The organism is Sphingomonas sp. (assembly GCF_019749955.1).
GTDB lineage: Bacteria > Pseudomonadota > Alphaproteobacteria > Sphingomonadales > Sphingomonadaceae > Sphingomonas.
Genome location: NZ_JAIEPC010000023.1, coordinates 81761 through 105697 on the forward strand (window position 1 = coordinate 81761; position 23937 = coordinate 105697).

28 protein-coding genes are annotated in these 23937 nt (G+C 65.8%); 12 read left to right on the top strand and 16 right to left on the bottom strand.

Annotated features, from left to right (window positions below):
• The first annotated feature begins 7 nt into the window (after window positions 1-7).
• The gene (gene pdxA, locus K2W81_RS07335; protein ID WP_294102764.1) at window positions 8-1003 is read left to right on the top strand and encodes a 4-hydroxythreonine-4-phosphate dehydrogenase PdxA; all 996 of its coding nucleotides are present in this window, start codon (window positions 8-10) and stop codon (window positions 1001-1003) included.
• Window positions 1000-1815, top strand: coding sequence for a 16S rRNA (adenine(1518)-N(6)/adenine(1519)-N(6))-dimethyltransferase RsmA (gene rsmA, locus K2W81_RS07340; RefSeq protein ID WP_294102767.1), 816 nt, complete (start codon window positions 1000-1002; stop codon window positions 1813-1815). Before pdxA ends, rsmA begins: the two co-directional genes overlap by 4 nt.
• On the opposite strand, the gene K2W81_RS07345 is transcribed toward rsmA, so the two are convergent.
• The 4 genes from K2W81_RS07345 to guaB form a co-directional block, all read right to left on the bottom strand.
• Entirely contained in the window at window positions 1816-2313 is a 498-nt protein-coding gene (locus tag K2W81_RS07345; protein ID WP_294102770.1) for a tetratricopeptide repeat protein, read from the bottom strand.
• Between the two features lie 29 nt (window positions 2314-2342).
• On the bottom strand, window positions 2343-3518 hold the full coding sequence (locus K2W81_RS07350; RefSeq protein ID WP_294102773.1) for an RsmB/NOP family class I SAM-dependent RNA methyltransferase: 1176 nt from the start codon (window positions 3516-3518) through the stop codon (window positions 2343-2345).
• Window positions 3519-3583: 65 nt separating this feature from the next.
• Complete coding sequence (locus K2W81_RS07355; protein ID WP_294102775.1) at window positions 3584-4012, bottom strand: hypothetical protein; 429 nt, start codon at window positions 4010-4012, stop codon at window positions 3584-3586.
• A 60-nt stretch (window positions 4013-4072) separates the two neighbouring features.
• A complete protein-coding gene (gene guaB, locus K2W81_RS07360; protein WP_294102777.1) occupies window positions 4073-5530 on the bottom strand; it encodes an IMP dehydrogenase in 1458 nt (485 codons plus the stop codon).
• A 154-nt stretch (window positions 5531-5684) separates the two neighbouring features.
• Between guaB and K2W81_RS07365 the strand changes: the two genes are divergently transcribed.
• The 3 genes from K2W81_RS07365 to K2W81_RS07375 all read left to right on the top strand — a co-directional run bounded on the left by K2W81_RS07365 (window position 5685) and on the right by K2W81_RS07375 (window position 7616).
• A complete protein-coding gene (locus K2W81_RS07365; RefSeq protein WP_294102780.1) occupies window positions 5685-6668 on the top strand; it encodes an SPFH domain-containing protein in 984 nt (327 codons plus the stop codon).
• A 7-nt stretch (window positions 6669-6675) separates the two neighbouring features.
• The gene (locus K2W81_RS07370; protein WP_294102783.1) at window positions 6676-7137 is read left to right on the top strand and encodes an NfeD family protein; all 462 of its coding nucleotides are present in this window, start codon (window positions 6676-6678) and stop codon (window positions 7135-7137) included.
• Window positions 7138-7211: 74 nt separating this feature from the next.
• The gene (locus K2W81_RS07375; protein ID WP_294102786.1) at window positions 7212-7616 is read left to right on the top strand and encodes a DUF3597 domain-containing protein; all 405 of its coding nucleotides are present in this window, start codon (window positions 7212-7214) and stop codon (window positions 7614-7616) included.
• A gap of 198 nt (window positions 7617-7814) precedes the next feature.
• Here the strand turns inward: K2W81_RS07375 and K2W81_RS07380 are convergent, their stop codons facing one another.
• Genes K2W81_RS07380 through K2W81_RS07390 form a run of 3 tightly spaced genes read right to left on the bottom strand, consistent with a single transcriptional unit; the run spans window position 7815 to window position 10330 of the window.
• On the bottom strand, window positions 7815-8195 hold the full coding sequence (locus K2W81_RS07380) for a hypothetical protein (RefSeq protein ID WP_294102790.1): 381 nt from the start codon (window positions 8193-8195) through the stop codon (window positions 7815-7817).
• A 33-nt stretch (window positions 8196-8228) separates the two neighbouring features.
• Window positions 8229-8678: a hypothetical protein gene (locus K2W81_RS07385; RefSeq protein ID WP_294102793.1), complete on the bottom strand. Its 450-nt coding sequence runs from the start codon at window positions 8676-8678 to the stop codon at window positions 8229-8231.
• Between the two features lie 44 nt (window positions 8679-8722).
• Window positions 8723-10330, bottom strand: coding sequence for a phosphoenolpyruvate carboxykinase (locus K2W81_RS07390; RefSeq protein WP_294102797.1), 1608 nt, complete (start codon window positions 10328-10330; stop codon window positions 8723-8725).
• Window positions 10331-10512: 182 nt separating this feature from the next.
• Between K2W81_RS07390 and K2W81_RS07395 the strand changes: the two genes are divergently transcribed.
• Genes K2W81_RS07395 through K2W81_RS07425 form a run of 7 tightly spaced genes read left to right on the top strand, consistent with a single transcriptional unit; the run spans window position 10513 to window position 15670 of the window.
• Complete coding sequence (locus K2W81_RS07395) at window positions 10513-11223, top strand: response regulator transcription factor (protein WP_294102800.1); 711 nt, start codon at window positions 10513-10515, stop codon at window positions 11221-11223.
• Window positions 11192-12763, top strand: a complete 1572-nt coding sequence (locus K2W81_RS07400) for an ATP-binding protein (protein WP_294102803.1) — start codon at window positions 11192-11194, stop codon at window positions 12761-12763. Before K2W81_RS07395 ends, K2W81_RS07400 begins: the two co-directional genes overlap by 32 nt.
• A 14-nt stretch (window positions 12764-12777) precedes the next feature.
• Window positions 12778-13209, top strand: coding sequence for an HPr kinase/phosphorylase (locus K2W81_RS07405; RefSeq protein ID WP_294102806.1), 432 nt, complete (start codon window positions 12778-12780; stop codon window positions 13207-13209).
• The gene (gene rapZ, locus K2W81_RS07410) at window positions 13206-14165 is read left to right on the top strand and encodes an RNase adapter RapZ (RefSeq protein ID WP_294102809.1); all 960 of its coding nucleotides are present in this window, start codon (window positions 13206-13208) and stop codon (window positions 14163-14165) included. Before K2W81_RS07405 ends, rapZ begins: the two co-directional genes overlap by 4 nt.
• Before the next feature lie 10 nt (window positions 14166-14175).
• Window positions 14176-14583: a PTS sugar transporter subunit IIA gene (locus K2W81_RS07415; RefSeq protein WP_294102811.1), complete on the top strand. Its 408-nt coding sequence runs from the start codon at window positions 14176-14178 to the stop codon at window positions 14581-14583.
• A complete protein-coding gene (locus tag K2W81_RS07420) occupies window positions 14580-14852 on the top strand; it encodes an HPr family phosphocarrier protein (protein WP_294102814.1) in 273 nt (90 codons plus the stop codon). The genes K2W81_RS07415 and K2W81_RS07420 overlap by 4 nt, the downstream gene beginning before the upstream one ends.
• A gap of 20 nt (window positions 14853-14872) precedes the next feature.
• Entirely contained in the window at window positions 14873-15670 is a 798-nt protein-coding gene (locus tag K2W81_RS07425; protein ID WP_294102816.1) for an RNA methyltransferase, read from the top strand.
• Between the two features lie 13 nt (window positions 15671-15683).
• On the opposite strand, the gene K2W81_RS07430 is transcribed toward K2W81_RS07425, so the two are convergent.
• The 9 genes from K2W81_RS07430 to K2W81_RS07470 form a co-directional block, all read right to left on the bottom strand.
• Complete coding sequence (locus K2W81_RS07430) at window positions 15684-16628, bottom strand: hypothetical protein (RefSeq protein ID WP_294102818.1); 945 nt, start codon at window positions 16626-16628, stop codon at window positions 15684-15686.
• 106 nt (window positions 16629-16734) lie between these two features.
• Window positions 16735-18114 carry a DNA recombination protein RmuC gene (rmuC, locus tag K2W81_RS07435; RefSeq protein WP_294102821.1) on the bottom strand — a complete coding sequence of 460 codons (1380 nt, stop codon included), beginning with the start codon at window positions 18112-18114 and terminating at the stop codon, window positions 16735-16737.
• Between the two features lie 88 nt (window positions 18115-18202).
• Window positions 18203-18931 (bottom strand): cytochrome c biogenesis CcdA family protein, encoded by a 729-nt coding sequence (locus K2W81_RS07440; RefSeq protein ID WP_294102824.1) that lies wholly within the window; start codon window positions 18929-18931, stop codon window positions 18203-18205.
• A gap of 4 nt (window positions 18932-18935) precedes the next feature.
• The gene (locus tag K2W81_RS07445; protein ID WP_294102827.1) at window positions 18936-19373 is read right to left on the bottom strand and encodes a thioredoxin family protein; all 438 of its coding nucleotides are present in this window, start codon (window positions 19371-19373) and stop codon (window positions 18936-18938) included.
• A 45-nt stretch (window positions 19374-19418) separates the two neighbouring features.
• A complete protein-coding gene (locus tag K2W81_RS07450) occupies window positions 19419-20513 on the bottom strand; it encodes an ABC transporter permease (RefSeq protein ID WP_294102829.1) in 1095 nt (364 codons plus the stop codon).
• Complete coding sequence (locus K2W81_RS07455; RefSeq protein ID WP_294102832.1) at window positions 20510-21232, bottom strand: ABC transporter ATP-binding protein; 723 nt, start codon at window positions 21230-21232, stop codon at window positions 20510-20512. Before K2W81_RS07455 ends, K2W81_RS07450 begins: the two co-directional genes overlap by 4 nt.
• A complete protein-coding gene (locus tag K2W81_RS07460; protein WP_294102835.1) occupies window positions 21225-22256 on the bottom strand; it encodes a 3-oxoacyl-[acyl-carrier-protein] synthase III C-terminal domain-containing protein in 1032 nt (343 codons plus the stop codon). Before K2W81_RS07460 ends, K2W81_RS07455 begins: the two co-directional genes overlap by 8 nt.
• A complete protein-coding gene (locus K2W81_RS07465) occupies window positions 22253-22939 on the bottom strand; it encodes a 3-oxoacyl-ACP synthase (protein WP_294102838.1) in 687 nt (228 codons plus the stop codon). The genes K2W81_RS07460 and K2W81_RS07465 overlap by 4 nt, the downstream gene beginning before the upstream one ends.
• Window positions 22940-23053: 114 nt before the next feature.
• Complete coding sequence (locus tag K2W81_RS07470; RefSeq protein WP_294102840.1) at window positions 23054-23842, bottom strand: hypothetical protein; 789 nt, start codon at window positions 23840-23842, stop codon at window positions 23054-23056.
• Window positions 23843-23937: the final 95 nt, after the last annotated feature.

Below are 23937 nucleotides of genomic sequence, written 5' to 3' on the forward strand. Positions count from 1 at the left end.
GCCCAGGATGATCGCACCGATCGCTGTCTCGATGGGCGACCCCGCCGGTATCGGCCCGGAAATCATCGCCAAGGCATGGGACGCGCGGCTTGCCGAAAAGCTGCCGCCGTTCTTCGCGGTCGGTGATCCGCGTGCAATCGAAAGCGTCTGGCAGGGGCCGGTCGAACGGATCGGTGACCCCAACGAGGCCGCCGCGCTGTTCGACCGGGCGCTGCCCGTACTCTATATTCAGGACGCGGGCGAGATCACGCCCGGCGTGCCCGATACCGATGGCGCGCGCTGTTCGCTGAGCGCGCTCGAACTCGCGGTTGGCCTTGCGCGGTCGGGCACGGCGGGGGCGCTTGTCACCGGGCCGGTATCGAAGGTGCAGCTTTACGGCATCGGCTTCATCGATCCGGGTCAGACCGAATTCGTCGCCGAACGCTGCGGCATTGCGCGCGAAAATGCCGTGATGATGCTCGCGGGGCCGACGCTACGGGTGGTGCCCATGACGACACATATCCCGCTGTCGGCGGTTCCCGCCGCGCTGACGATCGATCTTGTCGTGGCGCGCGGTCGCGCGACCGCGCGCGGGCTGACCCGCAATTTCGGGATCGACGCGCCGCGCCTCGCCTTCGCCGGCCTCAACCCGCACGCGGGCGAGAGCGGTTCGATCGGGCGCGAGGAAATCGATGTGCTGATGCCCGCGATCGAGCTGCTGCGCGAAGAAGGTATCGACTGCACCGGGCCGATCCCGGCGGACGCGATGTTCCATGATTCGGCGCGCACGCGCTACGATGTGGCGATGTGCTGCTATCATGATCAGGCGCTGATCCCGCTCAAGCTGCTCCATTTCGATGACGGGGTGAATGTCACGCTCGGGCTGCCGATCGTGCGCACCTCGCCCGATCACGGCACGGCGTTCGACATCGCGGGCAAAGGCCTCGCGCGGCCCGGTGCGATGATCGCCGCGATCCAGCTCGCGGCGGAGTCAGCCGCGCGGCGACTGGCGAACCCGATGTGACCAGCCTGCCACCGCTGCGCGAAGTCATCGCGCGGCACGGACTGACCGCCAGCAAGGCGCTCGGCCAAAATTTCCTGCTCGACGGCCAGCTATTGTCGCGCATCGCGCGCATTCCCGGCGATCTCGACGGTGCCGAAGTGTTCGAGGTTGGCCCCGGCCCCGGCGGCCTTACGCGCGCACTGCTTCAGGCGGGTGGGCGCGTAACGGCGGTCGAGCGCGACCACCGCTGCCTGCCCGCGCTGGCGGAACTGAGCGAGTATTTCCCTGGCCAGCTCAAGGTGATCGAAGCCGACGCCTTGGCCGTCGATGCGCCTGCCCTGTTCACGGGCGCGCCGCATATCGTCGCCAACCTGCCGTACAACATCGGCACGCCGCTGCTGGTCGGCTGGCTGTCGGCACCTTGGCGGCCGTGGTGGCAATCGCTGACCCTGATGTTCCAGCGCGAAGTCGCCGACCGCATCGTCGCTGCGGTCGACAGCGAGCATTATGGGCGACTGTCGGTGCTGTCGCAGTGGCGCACGACCGCCAAAATCGCGATGCCGGTCCACCGATCGGCCTTCACCCCGCCGCCCAAGATCATGTCGGCGGTGGTGCATCTGACCCCGCTCGACAGCCCCGAGAGCGTCAAGCTGGCAACGCTCGAACGGCTGACGGGTGCGGCCTTTGGTCAGCGCCGCAAGATGCTGCGGCAGAGCCTGAAGGCCGTGCCGGGTGCCGCCGAAGCGATGGAAGCGCTCGGGATCGAGCCGACGCGCCGCGCTGAAACCGTCAGCGTCGCCGAATTCGTCGCGCTCGCGCGCGCGCTCGGCTGATTATTCCTTGGTCGACTTGGCTGTCTGTGACGCGACCACAGGCACCGTGGCACCGCGTGCGATCGAGGCAGCGAGCTGCGTCGCTTCGGCACACCCCTTGGTGCACAAGCGCTTGATCTTCGACAGATTCTGCCGCGCGCGCTCAATCGCACCCTTGGTTACCAGCGCCTCGCCCTGCCCCTTCAGCGCGGCGATGTCGTTCGGATCGAGTTCGAGCGCCTCGCGGTAATAGCGGATCGCCTTGCCCGACAGCCCGCGCGCCTGCGACACATCGCCCAGCGCCACGAACGCGGCGCGGTTGCGCGGATCGACCGCAAGCGCGGTCTCGAGCGTGTCGGTCGCGCCGTCGAGATTGCCCGCTGCGGCGGCTGCCTTGGCGCTCACAACCAGTTGCATCGATCGCGGATCGATCTGATCATCGGGGCGCTGGCCGTGCAGCGACGTCGACACCGTGACCAGAACCAGGGCCGCAGCGGCGGCAAGCGACGAATAACGCATGAACATCTCCAACGGGCGAGGCAGTGACGCTAGCATGGCGCCACCAGTCTCGCGACAAAAAAGCCATCCGTCGAGTCATGCTGTGGCGTCAGTCGCACGCCAAGTCCGTGCGCACGACCGGCGGGCAGCGTCAGTGGCTCAGCCCGCCAGCCCGGGTTGGCGTCGAGGAAGGTCACGACCTGCCCCACGCCTTCCTCGTCGAGCAGCGAACAGACGATATAGACCAGCGCCCCACCCGGCTTCAAAAGCGCCGCGCCGACGGTCAGCACATGCCGCTGCGTTTCGGCCAGCCGCGCGATTCGCTCGGGCGTCAGCCGCCAGCGCGCCTCGGGATTGCGCCGCCACGTGCCCGTGCCGGAGCAGGGCGCATCGATCAGCACTGTGTCAGCGCTCGCGGTCCAGTCCGCGAGCGCTTCAATCTCGCGTCCCGGATTGAGCAGCCGCGTTTCGATAATGGCGGCACGCGCGCGTTCGGCACGCGGGGCGAGCCGCGACAACCGCGCGCGATCGGTGTCGGTCGCGAGCAACGCCCCCTCGCCCCCCATCGTCGCGGCGAGCGCGAGCGACTTGCCCCCCGCGCCCGCACACAGATCGACGATCCGCTGTCCGGGTTCGGCGGCGGCGGCGAGCGTGACGATCTGGCTGCCCGCATCCTGAATCTCGATCACGCCCTGCTCATAAGCGGGGTGCCGCTCGACGTTGGTACCCGAGGGGAGCCGCAGCGCGTCGGGCAGGCCAGGGACCGGCTCGGCGCCCTCGATCTCAACCACCGCACCCGACGCGCGGTTGATCCGCACATCAAGCGGCGCGCGATCGACCAGCGCGGGTAATTCTTCCGCACCAATGCCCGATGCCGCCAGCAGCACGAGCAACCAGTCGGGTGCGACGCCTGCTGGCGCCGCGACCTCACCTTCGCCAACCGGCGCCGGGCCGTGCGGCGATCCGTCGAAGCATGCGGCAACTTCAGGATCGTCGGCGGCGACCCCCAGCATGGCCGCGCGGCCACTCACGGGACGCTCGCCAGCGCGCCGGATCGCGGCATAGACCAGCTCGCGCACCGCGCGGCGATCCTTCGCCCCGGCATAGCGGCGCGTCGCGAAATAGCGGGCGATCAAGGTATCGGCAGCGGCGCCACCTTCGCGGGCGGCATCGATTACGGCGTCGAGCAGGTCGATCGCGGCCTGGACACGGGCGGATGGAGTCATGCCTTCGCGCTTAGGCGCAACCAGCCCGTCATGGCAAAGTCATTCGCTCCCGCCGGAGCGGCGGATCAGCTGCGCTTGCGCCCGAAAGCAGGCCGCGGCGCGAGCGCCGGAGCAGGTTGCGGGGCGACGGACGACGCTTCGGGAGCGCCGCCGCCGCGCTTCGCGAGATAGCGGGCCATGATGGCGTCGGCATCGAACGCTTCTTCGCTCGGGCCATGATCGACCGGATCGACCACGCGCTCGATTGGTTGTTCCGGCGGCGGCGCATCGCCCCGTCCACGCCATCCGAGGTAGATATTCCGACCCGCATAGATGAAGCAGACGGCCGCGGCGACGAGAATAAGCAAGGCCGCCAAGTGGCCGCTCAGTGCCCCCGCGTTGTCGCCCTGAAGCTTGGCAAGGTCGCCGTGGAGCGCGATACCACGCGACATCGAATTCAGCCCAAAGCCGATGCTGATCGGCAAGATGACCTTGAGGAAGCTGACGTTCGCCATGCCGCAAGCATAGTTCGCAAATCTGAACGACGCGTAAAATGCCAGTCGAAGTCTTTAGTGTTATCGCGTCGGGTAATTGGGTGCTTCGCGCGTGATCGTCACGTCGTGGACGTGGCTTTCCTTCAGCCCCGCGCCGGTAATCCGAACGAATTGGGCGCGCGCCTGCAATTCCTCGATCGTCCGCGCGCCGGTATAGCCCATCGCCGCACGCACGCCGCCGACGAGCTGGTGGATCACGTCCTTGGCCGGCCCCTTGAACGGCACTTGGCCCTCAATGCCCTCTGGTACCAGCTTCATCTGGTCCTTGATGTCCTGCTGGAAATAGCGATCGGCCGATCCCTTGGCCATTGCGCCCACTGATCCCATGCCGCGATAGGATTTATACGCACGCCCTTGATACAAAAAGGTTTCGCCCGGCGCTTCTTCGGTCCCCGCCAGCAGCGAGCCGATCATCACGGCGGAGGCGCCCGCCGCGAGCGCCTTGGCGACATCGCCCGACGTGCGGATGCCGCCATCGGCGATCACCGGCACGCCCGATTTCGCGGCTTCCTCGGCGCAGTCCATCACCGCCGTCAACTGCGGCACGCCGACGCCTGCCACCACGCGCGTGGTGCAGATCGATCCCGGCCCAATCCCGACCTTCACGCCGTCGGCGCCGGCATCGATCAGCGCGCGGGTGGCGGCGGCGGTGGCGACATTGCCGGCAACCACCTGCACCGAATTGGACAGCGCCTTCACCCGCTCCACAGCGCGCGCGACATCGCGGTTGTGGCCGTGCGCCGTGTCGATCACGATCAGATCGACTTCGGCCTCGACCAGCGCTTCGGTGCGGGCAAAGCCCGATTCGCCGACCGTCGTCGCCGCCGCGACACGCAGCCGCCCCGCGCCATCCTTGGTGGCGTTGGGGTAGGTAACGGCCTTTTCGATATCCTTGACCGTGATCAGTCCGACGCAGCGATAGCCGTCGTCGACCACCAGCAATTTCTCGATCCGCCGCGCGTGGAGCAGTCGCCGCGCTTCCTCCTGGCTGACGCCCGATCGCACCGTGGCCAGATTTTCGTGCGTCATCAGCTCGGCGACCGGCTGCTGCGGATTTTCGGCAAAGCGCACGTCGCGGTTTGTCAGGATGCCAACCAGCTTGCCGCTCGCCTCGACCACGGGAATGCCGCTGATCCGGTGGCGCGCCATCAGTCCTTGCGCTTCGGCAAGCGTCGCATCGGGGCCAATCGTGATCGGGTTCACGACCATGCCGCTTTCGAACCGCTTGACCTGGCGCACGGCGGCAACCTGTTCCTCGATCGTCAGATTGCGATGAAGCACGCCGATGCCGCCCAATTGCGCCATCACGATCGCCATATCGGCCTCGGTCACCGTATCCATCGCCGCCGACAGCATCGGGATGTTGAGCGCAATCCCCTTGGTCAGTCGCGTGCGCGGATCGGCCATCGACGGCACGATGTCGCTCTCCGCCGGATACAGCAGCACGTCGTCGAAAGTGAGGCCGAGGCGGATGTCCATGGGGTGCCAGTTCCTGCGTCGCAAAGGATTCGTGGCGGCCCATGTAACCAAGCGGGCGCCGCAGCGCTAGGGCCGCCGCATTTCGCTGTGGGCTGCGTGGTAATATGCTAAAGCACCGCTGCGCCACATCAGCGCGCTGTTAGGGAAGTTGAGCATGGGCGTGATTTTCGGTGTCGTGGTCGGCATTTTGGTGCTGGTGATCATGTTCCTCTTCGCCAGCCTGAAGATGGTGCGGCAAGGTTTTGAATATACGATCGAACATTTCGGTCGCTTCACCACGGTTGCGCGACCGGGGCTGAATTTCTACCCGGCGTTTTTCTATCAGGTCGGGCGGCGCATCAACATGATGGAGCAAGTGCTCGACGTGCCGCAGCAGGAAATCATCACCAAGGACAATGCGATGGTCGCGGTCGACGGGGTGGTGTTCTTCCAGGTGCTCGATGCTGCCAAGGCCGCCTATGAAGTGTCCGACCTGTTCGTCGCGATCATGCAGCTCGCGACCACCAATTTGCGCACGGTGATGGGCTCGATGGACCTCGACGAGCTGCTGTCGAAGCGCGACGAGATCAACGCGCGGCTGCTGAGCGTGGTCGACCACGCGACCAATCCCTGGGGCGTCAAGATCACCCGCGTCGAGATCAAGGACATCCGACCGCCAGTCGACATCGTCAACGCAATGGCGCGCCAGATGAAGGCCGAGCGCGAGAAGCGCGCCAACATTCTCGAAGCCGAAGGCACGCGCGCTTCGGAAATCCTCCGCGCCGAAGGGCAGAAGCAGGCCCGCATCCTCGAAGCCGAAGGCCGCAAGGAATCGGCGTTTCGCGACTCCGAAGCCCGCGAACGCGCTGCCGAGGCCGAAGCCAAGGCGACGCAGCTCGTCTCCGACGCGATCGAACAGGGCAGCGCACAGGCGATCAATTACTTCATCGCCCAGAAATATGTCGAAGCCGTCGGTAAATTCGCGACGTCACCCAATGCCAAGACGATCCTGTTCCCGGTCGAGGCGACCAATTTGATCGGCACGCTCGGCGGCATCGGTGCACTGGCGAAGGAAGCGTTCGGCGATCCGGGCGCCGCCGCGCCCAAGCCGCCCACGCCGCCGCGCGTGAAGGGTCCGTTTGAGCCGAGCGAGCAGTGAGGCGGCGATGAGCTCGAGCGAAATCCTGGGCAGCGCCGGGCTGGTCTGGATCATGCTCGCGGTCGCGCTCGTCATCGGCGAGCTGGCGAGCCCGGGCATTTTCCTGATCTTTCTGGCGGCGGGCGCGCTCGTCACCGGCGTGACGATGCTCGCGCTGCCTGACATTCCCTTCCTCGTCCAGCTTGTGTCTTTCACCGCGTGGAGCGCGGTGGCCGTCGCGATCGGGCGACGCTGGTATACCCAGTTCCCGGTCGCGACGAGCGACGCGATGCTCAACGATCGCTCGGCGCGGCTGGTCGGTGAGATTGTCACCGTCGTCGCGGCGCTCGACGGCGGCGAGGGCCGCGTGCGGGTCGGCGATGGCGAGTGGCGCGCATCGGGCAGCACAGCGGACGTGGGCGTGCGGATGCGGGTCGTCGCGGTGCGCGATGGCGTGCTGATCGTCGAGTCCTTGCCGCCCGGCGTGTGACGCGCCGAACTGTCATGCAACGTTGCTAGCCTGTCGGTGGTTTAGCGTTTCGACCTGAAAGAGGAGACACGACAATGAGCATTTTCGGCGCGATCAAGAATGCAATCTGGGGCAAAAAGGCCGAAGCCGCCCCTGCCCCTGCCCCCACGCCCGCCGCCGCAGCCGCCCCCGCAGCGGCTGAAGCCGCCCCCGCCCCCGCCCCGGCTGAAACGCCGATGACGCGCGCCGAAATCGAATCGCTGCTCGGCCAGATCGCATCGACAACGGGGTCAGAGCTCAACTGGCAGACCTCGATCGTCGATCTGATGAAGCTGATTGGCCTCGACCCGTCGCTCGCCAATCGCAAGGAACTGGCCGAAGAACTCGGCTACACTGGCGAAAAGGACGGCAGCGCGGAGATGAACATCTGGCTGCACGAGCAGGTGATGTCACGCCTCGCCGCGCACGGCGGCACCACGCCCGAAGAATTGACGCACTGAGACGTAAAGGGCGGGGCCAGCGCGCTGCTGACCCCGCCCTCTCGCGGTTGAAGAACCCGACCCTTAATCCGTTCGTGCTGAGCTTGTCGAAGCACTGTCCTTCTTCTTCGGCGAGAGCGCAGAAGAAGAACGGCCCTTCGACAGGCTCAGGGCAAACGGGAAGAGCCGAGGCAAAACCCGTTACCGTTCGACCGGCGTTTACTTCTTGCCGCCGAACAACCCGCCGGCAAGCCCGGCGAGATCGTTGAGCGGATTGCCGTCGCCGTCGCGGTCGAGCATGCCGGTGACTTGGCCAAGCATGCCGCCCGCGCCACCCTGCGCACCGCCTGCAAGCATCGAGGCGAAATTCCCCAGCGAGCCTTCGCCGCCGATATGGCCGACGATCTGCTGGAGGATATCGGTCGAAATGCCGGTGTTGGCAGCCGCAGTCGCGACCGTGTCACCCGGCTCGGGATGCGCCATTCCCAGAGCCTTGACTGCCATTTCGGCCTGTTCGGGACTCAGCCCGACTTTGGTGGCCATATTGGCAATGTCGAAATTGGGGCCCAGTTGCGCGAGCAGTCCGTCAAGCATTCCCATCGTCAGGCTCCTTTTGGTTCGACTGCGTTCCTATCACAGGCGCGGCAACGGAGCGAGGTCTGGCGCCACGAAATCGCGCCGCGCCGTCGTCGACAGCAAGAGCGTGCGGCTGTAGAAGAGCAGCGGCCAGCCGCGCCTGCCGATCGGCGAGACCAGCAGGGCGTTGACCGATTCGGCCAGCCCGCCCGGCTCATCCCCCGCGAGGTGCAGCCGCACGCCATGCACGAACACCCGCGTGATCGTGTCGTGATAGCCTTGGGCATCGTCGTTCACCCCGCCCGCCGCGACATTATACCCCGAGATGATCGCCGCGATTTGCGCATCGACATCGATTTCCGACCGTTCCCGCAACAGGTACAGGCACGCGGCGAGATGCGCTTCGTGCGTCCAGTCGGGGCGCGGCAGGCTGCGGTCGAGCAGCCCTTCGCCGATGCGGATCACATCGGCGTCGGACGCAAACAGGCGGGGCAGAGGGTCGGTCATGTCGGGCTTTCCTGCAAAAAGGATGGCCCGACGTGATCGGGCCTTCAGGCGGGCTGCTTCACCTTGGGCGCCGATTGTCGCACCCCTTCGTCCACTTGGCTTTCGAACTGTGCGAAATTCTCAACGAACTGGTCGACCAGCTTGGCCGCCGTCGCGTCATAGGCGTCCTTGTCCGCCCAGGTTTCGCGCGGATCGAGGATCGCCGGATCGACGCCGGGAACGGCCACGGGTACCTTGAAGCCGAAATTGGGGTCGGTACGGAAGTCGGCGTCGTTCAGGCTGCCGTCCAGCGCCGCATTGAGCAGCGCGCGCGTTGCCTTGATCGGCATCCGGCTGCCGACGCCATATTTGCCGCCGGTCCAGCCGGTGTTGACCAGCCAGCACGCGACGCCGCCCTTGGCGATCCGTTCCTTGAGCAAGTTGCCATAGACGCTGGGGTGACGCGGCATGAACGGCGCACCGAAACAGGTCGAGAAGGTCGCTTCAGGCTCGGTCACGCCAATCTCGGTCCCCGCAACGCGCGCGGTATAGCCTGAGAGGAAGTGGTACATCGCCTGTTCGGGCGTCAGCTTGGCAATCGGCGGCAGTACGCCATAAGCATCCGCCGTCAGCATCACGATATTGTGCGGCACTGGCCCCATGTTCGCGTCGCTGGCATTGGGGATGAAATCGATCGGATAGGCGCCGCGCGTATTTTCGGCGAGCCGCGCATCGTCGAGGTCGAGCGCGCGCGTTTCAGGGTCGATCACGACATTTTCGAGCACCGTGCCGAACCGCTTGGTCACCGCGAAAATCTCGGGCTCGGCTTCGGCCGACAGCCGGATCATCTTGGCATAGCAGCCGCCTTCGAAGTTGAAGACTGCGGTGTCCGACCACCCATGCTCGTCATCACCAATCAGCGTGCGGCTGGCATCGGCGCTGAGCGTCGTCTTGCCGGTGCCCGAGAGGCCGAAAAACACGGCGGTGTCGCCGTTCGGGCCGATGTTCGCCGAACAATGCATCGGCATGATGCCCTGCACCGGCAACAGATAGTTGAGCAGCCCAAACACCGATTTCTTCATTTCGCCGGCATATTTGGTGCCGCCGATCAGGATGAGCTTTTCGGTGAAATTGACTGCGATCACCGTCTCGCTGCGGCAGCCGTGGCGCGCGGGATCGGCGACAAAGCTCGGCAAGTCGATGATCGTATAATCGGGCTCGAACGCGGCAAGTTCGTCAGCGCGCGGCCGCACCAGCATCGTGCGGATGAACAGATTGTGCCACGCGAGTTCGTTGATCACACGCACCCGCACGCGGTGTTCGGGCTGCGATCCGCCGAACAGATCCTGCACGAACAAAGTGTCCTTTTCGCCCAAAGCGGCAAAGAAATCGGCCTTGAGCGCGGCGAAATGCGCCGGCTCCATCGGCTTGTTGGATTTGCCCCACCAGATCGTGTCTGCGGTCTCGGCATCGCGCACGGTGAACTTGTCCTGCGCCGACCGGCCGGTGCAACGCCCCGTTTCGACCACCAAGGGACCGTCAGCGGCAAGTACCCCCTCGCCCCGGCGAATCGCGTGTTCGACCAGCGGCGCGGTGATCAGATTCCAGTGGATCGTCGCCTGCGTCGCAATGCCTTGCGCCTCGAGTCCCTTGATCGGGCTACGCTTCGTCACTGCATTCTCTCCTAAAAACTCTCGCCCAAATCGATTGGGTCGCGCTTGCGCATACGTATGCTGTGGCGGCGCATATCCCCGTGTCCGTCGATGGTCAAATGGCCAAGATGGTTGATGCTGTTGAGCCGCCCCGCGCTTTCGCCTAGGCCTAGCAGCGTGAAACCATGGAATGCCCCACGCGGATGACGGCCACGATCGCTCTCGTCGATGACGATCGCAATATCCTGACGTCGGTATCGATCGCGCTCCAGGCCGAAGGCTTTGTGACGCGGGTCTATTCCGAAGGTGAAACCGCGCTCAAGGCGCTGATCGACAATCCGCCCGATCTGGCGATTTTCGACATCAAAATGCCACGCATGGACGGGCTTGAGCTGCTGCGGCGCCTGCGCGAGAAATCGGCGCTGCCGGTGATTTTCCTTACCAGCAAGGACGATGAGCTTGACGAAGCGCTCGGCCTCGCGATGGGCGCCGATGATTATATTTCGAAGCCTTTTTCGCAGCGGCTGCTGATCGCCCGCATCCGCGCGATCCTGCGCCGTGCCGAGCTGTCGCAACCGCCCGTGCCGGGCGCCGAGGCTGCGCCGCCGACCGAAATCCTCGAACGCGGGCGGCTCGCGATGGACCCCGCGCGCCACCGCGTGACGTGGGACGGCAAACCCGTCACGCTGACCGTCACCGAATTTCTGATTCTCGAAACGCTCGCGCAGCGCCCCGGCATCGTCAAGAACCGCAACCAGTTGATGGATGCCGCCTATCAGGACGACATTTACGTCGACGACCGCACGATCGACAGCCACATCAAGCGCGTCCGCCGCAAATTCCGTCAGGTCGATCCCGAATTCGACGCGATCGAGACGCTTTATGGCGCGGGATATCGCTATTCCGAGGAGTGATGTCGACCGCGACCTGACGCTGCGCTGGTCGGGCCGCGTCTCGCTCACGCGGCGGATTCTCGCGGTCAATATCTTCGCGCTGGCGATGCTCGCGGGCGGCTTTTTCTACCTCGATTCGTACCGCAGCCGCATTGTCGACAGCCGCGTGGCGCAGGCAACGCGCGAGGCACGGCTGATCGCGGCGGCGCTTGGCGCCGTGCCCAGGGACGAACGCTTGGCGCTCGCGCTCCAGCTTGCGCGCGACACCGGCGTACGGCTGCGGCTGTTCGACGCGGGCGGCATCCAGATTGCCGATACGCAGGCGATGGGCCTGCGCAATTTCGTGCTGGTCGATCCCGACAAGGACGGCCCCGGACCCGCCGCCGGTCGCTTCCTCGACGCGGTGATCGACACCGTCGCGGGGGCGCAACGCGCACCACTTTACCGCGAGCTCAAGCCGGGGTCGCCCTGGCCCGATGTCAGCGAAGCGCGGACGCAGCGGAACGCCGGGGCCAGCGTCTGGCGCGCGCCCGATCGCACGCCCGTCATTACGGCGGCGGCGCCGATTGCCGGTGGCGGGGTCGTCATGACCGCGAACAATGCGCGCGACATCACCGCGACCGTGCGGATCGAGCGCTTTCGCCTGTCGCTGGTGCTGCTCGTCGTCACGATCGTCTCGATTTACCTCTCGCTGTTTCTTGCGCGCACGATTGTTGGCCCGTTGCGACGCCTCGCCCGCGCGGCGGTCCGGGTGCGGCTGGGGCGCGCGCGCGAAGTCGTGGTGCCGCGCCTGCCCGATCGCCGTGACGAAATCGGCAGCCTCGCCCGCGCGATCTCCGACATGAGCCAGGCGCTGCGCGCGCGCATCGACGCGACCGAGGCCTTTGCCGCCGATGTGACGCATGAACTCAAAAACCCGCTCGCGTCGCTGCGCTCGGCGGTCGACAGCCTCGGGAGTGTCCGCCAGCCCGCGCTGCAAGACCAGCTGCTCGCGGTGATCCGCGACGATATTCACCGGCTCGACCGGCTGATCAGCGATATTTCCGAAGCCTCGCGACTCGACGCGCAGCTCAGCCGCGCCAAATTCGAGCCCGTCGATATTGCCGCAATGATCGATGCGCTCGTCGCGTCGCGCGTCGCACGCGGTATCGAACGCGGCATCCGTCTGAAGATCGACCGCCGCGACGATGCCGCGATGCGCGTGACCGGCGAAGGCGCGCGGCTCGAACGCGTATTCGAAAATCTGATCGACAATGCCGTGTCCTTCTCGCCCGACGACGGGCTGATTTCGATTGCGCTCACCCGGACCGACGAGGATGCGGTGATCCGCGTCGAGGATGAAGGCCCCGGCGTGCCGGCCGAAGCACGCGAGGCGGTGTTCCGCCGCTTCCATTCGATCCGCCCCGAAAATGAAGCCTTTGGCAAGCATTCGGGGCTCGGGCTGGCCATTGCGCGCACGATCGTCGATGGGCATCAAGGAGCAATTGCCGTCGAATCGCGCGATGATCGCCTCAGTGGCGCGCGGTTCGTGGTAACATTGCCCTTGGCCGACCCTTTGTGACGCTGGAGAACCGCTTGACCGTCGTTTCCTCCGAGACCTTGCACGTCTCCTGCGTCGCGATCGGCGACCGTGCCGTCCTGATCGAGGGGCGGTCGGGCGCGGGCAAATCCGACCTAGCGCTGCGGCTGATCGATCGCGGCGCGCGGCTGGTCAGCGACGATTACACGCTGGTGATCCGCGACCGCGACCGGTTGCTCGCCACCGCGCCCGCCACGATCGCGGGCAAGATCGAAGTGCGCGGGATCGGCATTATCGCGATGCCTGCTGTCGACCGCGTGCCGGTCGCGCTGCTGGTCGAACTGACCGAGGACGTCGAGCGGATGCCGCCCGATGTCGTCGTCCGCACCATTGCCGGGATCAAGGTGCCCGTGGTGGCGGTCGAGGGCCATTATGCCTCAGCCCCGATCAAGGTCGAACTCGCACTCAAGGCGCGGGCCGGGCAATGACCCGCGAGCATCCGCGCGATATCTTGCTCGTCACGGGCATGTCGGGCGCGGGCAAATCGACCGTGCTCAACGCGCTGGAGGACATGGGCTGGGAAGTGCTCGACAATCTGCCCGTGCGGCTGATCGACCGGTTGCTGGCGCCTATGCCCGGCGCGCGCGGGGATGAGGTCGACCGACCGCTGGCGATCGGCATTGGCGCGCAGACGCGTGATTTCGATCCCGACCGCATCGTCAAGCTGATCAACCGGCTGCGCAGCGAAGACGGCCATGACATTGGCACGCTGTTCCTCGATTGCGCCGGGTCCGAGCTTGAGCGCCGCTATTCCGAAACCCGCCGCCGCCATCCGCTCGCGCTCGATCGCCCCGCCGCCGACGGCATTGCGCAGGAACGCGGGCTGCTAGCCCCCTTGCGCAGTTGGGCCAACCGGCTGATCGATACCACCAATCTCAGCGCCAACGCGCTCGCGACGCAAATCCGCACGACGTTCGCGCGCGAGGGGCATGGCGAGCCCACGCTTTCGGTGATGTCGTTCGGCTTTGCCCGTGGCCTGCCGCGCGACGCCGATCTGGTGCTCGACATGCGGTTCCTGCGCAATCCGCATTGGGACGACGCGCTGCGCCCCGGCACCGGGCTCGACCCGGCGGTTGCGGCCTATGTCGCCCGCGATCCGGCCTATGACGAAGCCTTGGCGGCGATCGACCAGTTGCTGCTGTTGTTGCTGCCGCGCTACCAGGCCGAGGGCAAAAGCTATGTTACGATTGCGTTTGGCTGTACCGGCGGGCGGCACCGGTCGGTTCATGTCGCCGAGCGTACCGCTGCACGGTTGCGCGCGGCCGGTTTTTCGCCCACGGTCGCGCACCGCGATCTGGGCGCGGCGCCGCAGGACTCGCTTGAGGGCGCGCCGACCGCTGCCGACCGCGAAGTGGCGCGCGAGCCGGGGACGAAATTGAAGTGATTCGGGTAAGATGATCGGGTTGGTACTTGTAACGCACGGCCGCCTCGCCGCCGAATTCGTGACGGCGATGGAGCATGTCGTCGGCGTGCAAGAGCGAATCGCGGCGATCGCGATTGGCCCCGACGATGATATGGAGGGGCGCCGCGCCGACATCGCCGGGGCAATTGCCAATGTCGACGACGGCAGCGGGGTGATCGTCCTCACCGACCTGTTCGGTGGCACCCCGTCGAACCTTGCCATTTCGCTGATGGAGCCGGGCCGGGTCGAAGTGATTGCCGGCATCAACCTGCCGATGCTGATCCGGCTGGAGGGCGCGCGCAAGGCGATGAAGGTCACCGAAGCCGTCGCCGCCGCGCGCGACGCGGGCCGCAAATATATCTCGGTCGCCTCGCAAGTATTGGGTGAAGCTGCCGCGTGACCGAAGTTCGCCGCACCGTCCCGATCACCAATGTCCGCGGGCTCCACGCGCGCGCGAGCGCCAAGTTCGTCACGCTCGCATCGAGCCTGCCGTGCGAAGTGATGGTCGAAAAGGAAGGCGCGGCGGTCACCGGCACATCGATCATGGGGCTGATGATGCTCGGCGCGGCCAAGGGCGATTCGATCACGATCAGTGCTTCGGGCGACGGTGCCGAGGACGCGGTGAGCACCCTCGCCGCGCTGGTCGAGGCCAAGTTTGACGAGGAATAGCGCGGGAAGGCTGCACTGAAATGCCCCGCGAGATAACCGCTTACTCCAACCCGCTGATCAAGCGCGTCCGGTCGTTGCGCGAAAAGCGCCACCGGCGAGCCGAGGGGCTCTTCCTCGCCGAGGGGCTGCGCATCCTCACCGAAGCGCGCGAGACCGGGCGCTTGCCGCACTATCTGTTCTTCGCCCGCGACAGCGCTGACCACCCGCTCGTCCGCGCGCTGATCGCCGATGTCGAGACGGCAGGCGGCGAAGCGATCGAAACCACCCCCGACATTCTCTCCAAACTCTCGGGCAAGGATAATCCGCAAGCGGTGGTCGGCGTGTTCGCTGAATTCGCCGCCACGCTCGACGGCATCGACCGCAGCGCCGCGCCGATCTGGCTGGTCGCCGAGCGCCTGCGCGATCCGGGTAATCTCGGCACGATCCTGCGCACCGGCGACGCCGTTGGCGCGGGCGGGCTGATCCTGATCGGCGAGTGCGTCGATCCGTTCAGCGTGGAATCCGTGCGCGCGAGCATGGGGGCGCTGTTTACCGTGCCCGTGGTGCAGGCCGAATGGGAGCAATTCCTGCCGTGGCTGCGCGCGGGGCCGGGCCAGCTCGTCGGTCTCAGCCTCGACACCGATAGCGAGTATCGCGCCGCACAGTATGCCGCGCCCTGCTTCCTGCTGACCGGCAACGAAGCGCAGGGCATGCCCGAAGATTACGCCGCCGCCTGCGATCTGCTGGTCAAAATCCCGATGCGCGGCAAGGCCGACAGCCTCAATGCTGCCGTCGCGACAGCTGTGATGGCCTATGAGGCGTTCGCTCAGCTCGGGTGAGCGGGCAGCCTGATCAAAAGGCGGGGCGACCGCTTTCGTCAGCGACGAACGCCAGCAGCGCCTTTTCGAAATCGTCGAGCGTGCCGTCAGCATCGACCTGCGCCTTGAGCCAAGCGGCTTCACCGGGCGCGATGGCGCGGTCGGCGGCGACCGCGGCGTCATGGTCGGGCTTGGCGGGCTTGGCCCCGAACAGGTCGAGGAAGGCCCCGCTCGCCAAGGACTGGCCCATGCGGCCAAGAAAGCCCCCGACGCTCATATGGGTGTCGTTCATGAACGCGTCGAGCTCACCCGCACGGTCGCGGCTCAGCGGTTGATAATCGCTGTGCGCCATCAAGTGGTTGCCCACCGCCTGGACGAACAACGTCTTCCATTCGGGCGCATTGGCCGCGCCCATTGTCGCCGCCTTCAACCGGAACAGCAGCTCGGCCTCGCCCTGGCTGATGCAGCCAGGGCCGTCGCCGGCAGCGGCAAACAACATCCGGCGCAGCAGCGTGACTTCGGTTGCGTTGATCGATCCAGGATCGAGCGTGCCCGAGCGCGTCGGCCCTGCCCCGCTGGTCACCACGGCCTCGATCTGGCGCAGGGCATAGGCCTTCAGCTTATCGGGGACATTGACCGCAACTTCGAGGATTTTGACCAGCGTTTCGAGTTCGGCGCGCGATTCAACCCGCCCATCGGCATCGATCCGCGCCATCAGCCACGCCGCCTTGGCGTCATCGACATAGCCCGTCGGCGCTTGCTGCTGCACGACATAGGCGGTGATCGCCTCGACGAAAAACGCGACCCATTCGGCAGGGGGTGCGGCAATCGCGTCGTTGAGCGCGAAAATCGCATCGGCTTCGACCGCATCGATCTTGCCGTCGGGCCAGGCGACGCGGCGGATCGCGAGCACATCATCGGCAGTCATCACCGCGCGCGCCTTCAGCGCATCCGCAAGGTCGATCATCGGCAAAGTCATGTGGCAGTTTCCCGGTTAGCTGACCAAGCCTATCGCGCAGGGGTTGATTTGATCCTAAGATGCTCCTTGCCCCGCGAGGCGGCGCTGCATGGCGACCGCGACTATGTCAGTCGTCAACAACGTGCGGATCAAACAACAACGGCGTATCGCCGACACGCGCCAGCGCTTCGACATGGGCGACCTCTTCGATCTCGCGGGTGCCCGTTTCGATGTCGAGGTCGCGGAACTTTTTGCCCGTCACCACCAGCCGCCCGTTGAACGAATTGGCAAAGGCATTGAAGTTGCCGACCGCGCTGTTCAGCCCCCTGCCGACCTTGTTCATGTCCTCGGCGACCTTGGCGAGCCGCTCATAAAGCTCCTTGCCCAACCGCCCGATTTCGGCCGCCTGTCGCGCGAGGTTTTCCTGCCGCCAGACAGCCGCAATCGTGCGCGCAATCGCGACCAAATTGGTTGGTGTCGCGATCAGCACTTTTTTGGCAAAGGCATCGTCCCACAGCTTGGGATCCTGTTCGAGTGCTGCCGAGACGAAATGCTCGCCCGGCACGAACATCACCACGAAATCGACCGCTTCCTTGAACTGCGCTTCATAGGATTTGTTGCCCAGCGCCATCGCATGCGCGCGCATCGATGCCGCATGCTGGGCGAGACCCTTGATCCGCTCGGCATCCTCCTCGGCCTCGAACGCGTCCTGATAGGCATTGAGCGACACTTTCGCGTCGACCACTAGCAGCCGCCCGCCAGGAATGCGGATGATGACATCGGGCCGCAACCGCCCGTCCTCGCCGCTCACACTGACTTCGGTCTGGAAATCGGCATGTTCGGACAGGCCGCACGTCTCGAGCACGTTGCGCAATTGTTGCTCGCCCCAGCGCCCGCGCGCCTTGGGGGCATTGCGCAGCGCATTGACCAGCCGTGCGGCTTCGCTGCTCACCCGCTCCTGCCCGACACGCAGCCCCTGGAGTTCGCCCTTCAGCTGGTCGAACGCGCTCGCCCGCTCGGTCTCGACCTTTTTGACCGTCTCTTCGTACAGCGACAGCCGCTCGCTCACCGGCGCGAGCATCGATCGCAGATTTTGGCCGGCGACTTCCTCCGACTGGCGGAAGCGTTCGTCGGCGCGCTTCAGGAATAACTCCTGTGCTTCGTTGAGCAATTTGCCCGACACTTCAGCGAACTGCGCGCCCATCGCCTCCTTGGCCTCGCGCAATTCGGTCAGCCGTGCTTCGAACGCCGCGCTTTCGGCGGTCAGCGTCGCGATCTGCGTCAGCGCTGCTTCACGCTCGCCCCGCACGCGATCGAGCGTGGTCGCCAGCGCGTCGGTCGCCTTGGCGCGCTCGCTCGCGGCGGCCAGATCGGTGATCGCGCGGCGGAAATCCTCAACCGCCTTGTCGCGCTCGGCGCGGGCCGATGCCGCTTCGCCCCGCCCGACGCGCCAGCCGATCGCGAGCCCGCCGACGAGCGCGGCAACAATCAGCAAGATGGCAAGCATATCCAAGCGTTTAAGGCTCCGATCGAGTAGAACGAAGCACGAACTTAACCGAGCTATTCCGACATTACAACCCGTCTGCAACCATGCGTCACACCGATGTCGTCAGATCGATCAGCCAGTCGGGCGAGACCGACACGATCGCCCCTTCGACGATGTGATCGCCGCCGGTCAGGATCAGCAGGCCAACCACCGCGAGCAAGCTGCCGAGCACGCGCTTGCCGCTTTGCCCGCCCGACAGCATCCTGCCGCGCCATGACGCGAGCAATTGCCGCGTGGCAAAGGCCAGCACCAGCAATACACTGGCGATCCCCAGCCCGAATGCTGCCATCGTCAGCGCAACCATGCCGAGATTAATCCCCTGCGCCGCCAGCACGGTCGCGGCGCCCAGCGTGGGGCCGACACACGGGCTCCACACCAGCCCCAGCAGCGCGCCGATCGCAAATTGGCCGAGCAGGCCGAAGCGCTCAAGCCCTGCCTGCCGCTGCGATGCCCAGTCGGCCAGTGGCGCCGCCGCCGATTGCAGCCAATACTGAAGCTTCGGGACCAACAATGCGCCCCCGGCAATCAGCAGCATCACCGCGCCGGCATAACGTGCCCAGTCGCCATCGAAACCGCTCGCCGCACCCACCGTCGCGAGCGCGAAGCCGACACCAGTGAACGACAGCACCAGTCCTGCCGCCAGCGCGAGCGGACCATAGCGGTGGCGCGCGCCGGCGCTGCCGAGCACAATCGGCACCAGCGGCAGGACGCACGGTGACAAAATGGTCAGCGCACCCGCCGCATAGGCGAGCGCGGGGTTGAGCGCTTCGGTGGCCACGATGCTAGCGAAGCGTCTGCGCAAGCAGTTCGTTGATCACGGCCTTGTCGGCTTTGAATTCCACCCGGCCGACTTCGCGCGCGCCTTTGTAACCGATCAGCGTGCCCTGCTTGCGCACGCCAAGTGCCTGCCAGTCGGCCTTCTGACTGTCGTAATTGACTTCGAAAATGACGAGCTTGTCATAGGCTGCATTGCCGGCGACGGCTTTTTTGATCGTACGATTTTGCGATGCGCAGACCGGGCACCACCATGCCTTGACGTCGACGAGGATGGGCTTGCCGGCGGCCCGGGCAGCCTCAAACGACGCGCGATCGAATTTCTTCACTTCGGCGGCCTGTGCGGGTGCGACCGCCACGGCAAGGGCAAGGGCGGCAATGGGAAGGAAACGGCGCAGGGACATGGCAGACTTCCTTATCGACGAGCACCCCTTCGGCGCTCGCACCAACCGAATTTCGCCAGCGCGCGCGAAACGGTTACAAGCGCGCGATCAATCGAGCCGCCGCGCCTGCAACGCCAGCGCCGCCAGCGTCGCGCCGGCAAGGAATATCAGCATCGGCACGCCGTGCGCCAATACCACCAAGCCACCATCGCCGCGCAACAACGCGCCTTGGGCAGCCCGAATGAAATGGGTGAGCGGAAAAATCTGACCAACCATCTGCGCCCAACCCGGCAGCGTCTCAAACGGGTAGAAGAACCCCGACAGCAGCATCGCCGGCAGATAAAAGGCGACCGCGCCCTGGAGCGCGGCAAGCTGCGTCGCCGCCCGCGCCGAAATCGCATAGCCGAGCACCAGGTGGCAGGCCGCGAACAGCGGCAGCAGCGCCAGCAGCGCGGCCACGCTGCCCCGCACCGGCAGCCCGAACAGCACGACACCCACCGCCAGCACAAGCCCGCCCTGCACCGTCCCAATCACCACATAGGGCAATAGCTTGCCAAGCAACGCCTCGACCGGACGCAGCGGCAGAATGAGCAGCGCTTCCCATGTCCCGCCCTCGCGCTCGCGGGCAAGGCTAAGCGTGCCCAGCATGATCATCGCGATCATCACCGTCACCCCGATCAGCGCCGGCAGAAACGTCCAGTCTGCCCGGCCTTGCGGATTATGGAGCCGATCAATCCGCAGCCCGGGGCCCGTGTCGGTTACCCCGGCTCGGTCGGTCAGCGCGCGCCAATAAGCCGCCTCGATTGCCGGCACCGTAGCAGCCGTCAGTGCGGCGTTGGTGCCATCGACCACCACCTGCACCGGCGCAATCGGCGCGAACGGATTGGCGAAACTGCGCTGCGCGGGGATTTCGATGCCGATCAACGCCTTGCCCGCATGCACCTGCGCTGCCGCTTCGCCAGGCTTCAGGGTGGCGGCAAGCACCGCCACACCGGCCTCGGCACGCAATTGGCGCGCGACCAATTCACCCTGCGCAGCTGTGGGTGCCGCGATGGCAATTGTGACGCGCGCCGCATTGGGCCGGATCGCATAGCCAAAGAGCAACACCTGCAACATCGGCACCACGAGCAGCAGCGTGAAGGCAATGCGCGATCGCCGCAGCCGGATCAGCTCGATCCGCGCAATGGCAAGGATCGCCCTCATGTCCGCGTCGCGCGCGCGCGCACGGCCGCTTCAAGGGTCGCGACGCCCGCTGCCGCCGCAAGCGCGCGCGGGGTCGCCTGCGCGGCTGCACGACCGGCTTCATAGAGCAGCACCGTGGGGCAACGCTCGGCTTCGGCGAGGTCGTGGGTGCTGATCACGATCGCGTGGCCAGCCGCCGCAAGCTCGTCGAGCCAGCGCCAGATATCGTGCCGGGTCACAACATCGAGGCCGGCGGTCGGCTCGTCGAGCAGCAGCAACGGCGGCGCGTGCAGCATGGTTGCGGCGAACTGCACCCGTCGTGCCCATCCCCCCGACAACGTGCCGAAGCGCTGCGTCAACACCGGCACCAACCCGAAGCGATCAGTCGCCGCAGCGATCACCGCACGCGCTGCCGAGAGCCCATGGACATCGGCGTAGAAGCGCAAATTCTCGGCAACGGTCAGGTCGGCATAAAGCGCCAGCCGCTGCCCCATATAGCCGATGCGCCGCCGTCGCGCCGCGCTGGCGCGACCGATCGGCTCGCCCAGCACGCTGCCGGTCCCCGTATCGGATGCGATCAGCCCCGCGAGCATCCGCAGCGTCGTCGTCTTGCCGCCGCCATTCGCACCGACCAGCCCAACCATATCGCCCGGCGCCAGCGTCAGCGTGACCCCTTCGATCACCGCACGCCCGCCATAATATTTGGCCAGGCCCGTCACGGCGATCACCGGATCAACCATGTGTGTAGGCAAAGCCGCCGAACATGAATTTCGATGCCTCAGCGCCCAGCACGATCGCCATGTCCCCCGTTCGCGCCTCGCCGCGCAGCGCATCAAGCGCAATCCAGATCGCCGCCGATCCGGTATTGCCCACCCGATCAGCATTGACGAACGCGCGCGTCGGGCAAAGCCCGAAATGTCGCGCCATCTGCGCACCGATTCGGCCGCTCACCTGGTGCGGGATGATCCGGTGCGCGTCGGCCAGATCATAGCCAAGGTCTGCGGCGGTCGCGCGCCCCGCGTCGAACAGGACATGGCCCTCCGCGCGGATGGCTTCGAAGTCATGTTCAAACTGGTCGGCACCGACGGCAAGGCTAATGCCCGGTGCCCGCCCCATGCCGACTGCACCATACCAAGTCGCATCGATCGTCGCGCCGCAGCCCGGCGCCGACACCACCACGGCACCCGCACCATCGCCCATCTGAACGAAGTTGACGAGCTGCCCCGGCTGCGAATCGAGCGTCGCCGGGTCGAGGTAGGTCGAGGCGGTTTCCGAACCGACGATGGCGACGCGCGCGCCGGGATTGATCGTGATCAGGCCATGCGCAATCATCAAGGCATTGGCAAAGCCGGTGCAGGCCTGCCGTAGTTCGAGATGCGGCCCGGCATAGCCGAGATGATCGGCGACCAGCGCAACATTGGCGGGCAAGTGCTGTGCCGGACTCGTCGTGTGACCGATCAGATAATCGATCGACTCGATGGGCAGTCCCGCCTGATCGAGCGCGCTCTGAACGGCGCGCGCGCTGAGCTCGGGATTGCTATCTCCTGGCCGCGCGACTTCGCGCGCATCGGCAAAGTCGCGAACCAGATGACGGGTGGCGATGCCCATGCGTTCGGTGATCGCTAGCGCCCGCCGGGGATTCGCAAGCCCGAACCGTTCGGCGGCACGCGCGACGAGTGCCGCGCTCGATATCGCCGGTCCAGGCAGCGCACTGCCGGTCCCCAACACGCCGAGCTTGCGCGGGGTGGTCCAGGGCTTGCTCACGCGGTGAACAGGCCGTCGAGGAGGCGCGCGACATCGCGGCGGACCGCATCGGGATCGACCGACAAGGCGTCAAAGGACTCACCGGCCAGCGCGATAATGTCGGCCATCGCCTCACGCGCCGCCGCGCCCACGTTGCGCAACCGGGCCACCGGCAGCCCGGCAATCGCCAGCGTGCGCGACACGCGGACATGCCGCGCTTCGTCGCGGTGAATGCGCGCGAAAATCCGGTGGAGCTGCCGTTCGGCGGCGATCGGCGTGCCAGGTCGGATCAGGCGCGCGATCACGAGGCATAGCGCGGCATCGATCGCGGCAATTCGGCCAAGGTGAAGCCCTGCCCCGCCCCGGCCCAGGCTGATATGGAATCGCTTCGATGCGTGCAGTGCCGCGCTGGTGCGGTCGATTGACGGCAGGCTGGCCGCGACTTGCTTGAGCAAGACGTCATGGACCCGTTCCTCAGCGGCGATCGTCGCGAGCGCCGCATGCGCAAGCGGCGGCGCGGCAGCCATGCCGTCGAACGCCGATGCCGCTGCTTCCTCGCCGCAGCCGAGCAGCGGCACAAGCACGGCGAGCCCCTCTGCCGTTTGGCCCGACAACCGCAGCTCAAGCGGCGCGGCAACCGCATTGACCGACCCGCCGGTCGATCGAAAGCAGAATGCGGGAGCGGCTGGCGGGCAATCGGTCATCGGCGGGCCGGCATCCAAAATCGGGCGAATCTATGCCACATTCGCACGGGCCCCCGTGAAGGTTACACTTTGCCAATCCCTCGGTTCGACGGCTTCCCGTCAACCTTGCCGCGATCAGGCGAAAATCTGCGCCAGTTCGTCGATCGACGTGCCCTCGCGAATGCGGCGCAGCTCGATATAGCTGACGGCGGCGATGGTCGTCGTAAACACCGACGACAACGTCCCGCTGATCCCGGCTGAAATCGCGGGCGCGAGATAGGCTGGACCGATCGACGCCCCGAGCAGCGACAACAGGCCAAGCGGAATCTGCAGCACCCACAGCACGACAAAAACCACCAGAAACATCGCAAAAAGCCGCCAGCGGCTGCCCCTGGTCAAGGCCCGGCTGCGCGACAAGCTGCCGAAGACGCCCTCGCGCTCCTGCACCAATACCGGCACGGCCACAGCCCAGCCGAGCGCGAGGTAAATCCCCGGCACGACCAGGAACATCAACCCGAAGAGAATCGCTATGCTTGAGACGATCCCGATCGCAAACAGCGGGAGCAGGACTGCAATCGCGGTGCCGAAGCATTCGCCAAATTGAGGGCGGCGATCATTCAAGTCCTCGATTGCAGCACGGCACAGCATCGCGTTCAACAGCCCGCCGAGAATCACCGCGAACGCCCCATAAAGCCCAAGAAAAGTAAGATCGGCCGTGATCGCACCGGCATCGGGAACGACCCCAGATTGCCCCAACGACAAAATTTGAAGCTGGTAATATTGCAGGAATATCTGCGGAATGCCGCTCACAATGAAGGCAAGCCCGAAAAACAACGGTGCGTTACGTCCGATCACCGAGAAAGTCAGGCTGATGACCCGACCGATTTCGAAATTTTCCTGAAACGCTGGTGATACTGTCGCCATGGCCATTGCCCCCGAAAGACCTGCGTGATTCTTTGGCGCCCAGCCTGCCCATCGAAAGTCAGCAAGTCCAGTCCGTTATCTCCTTGCCAAGCGGG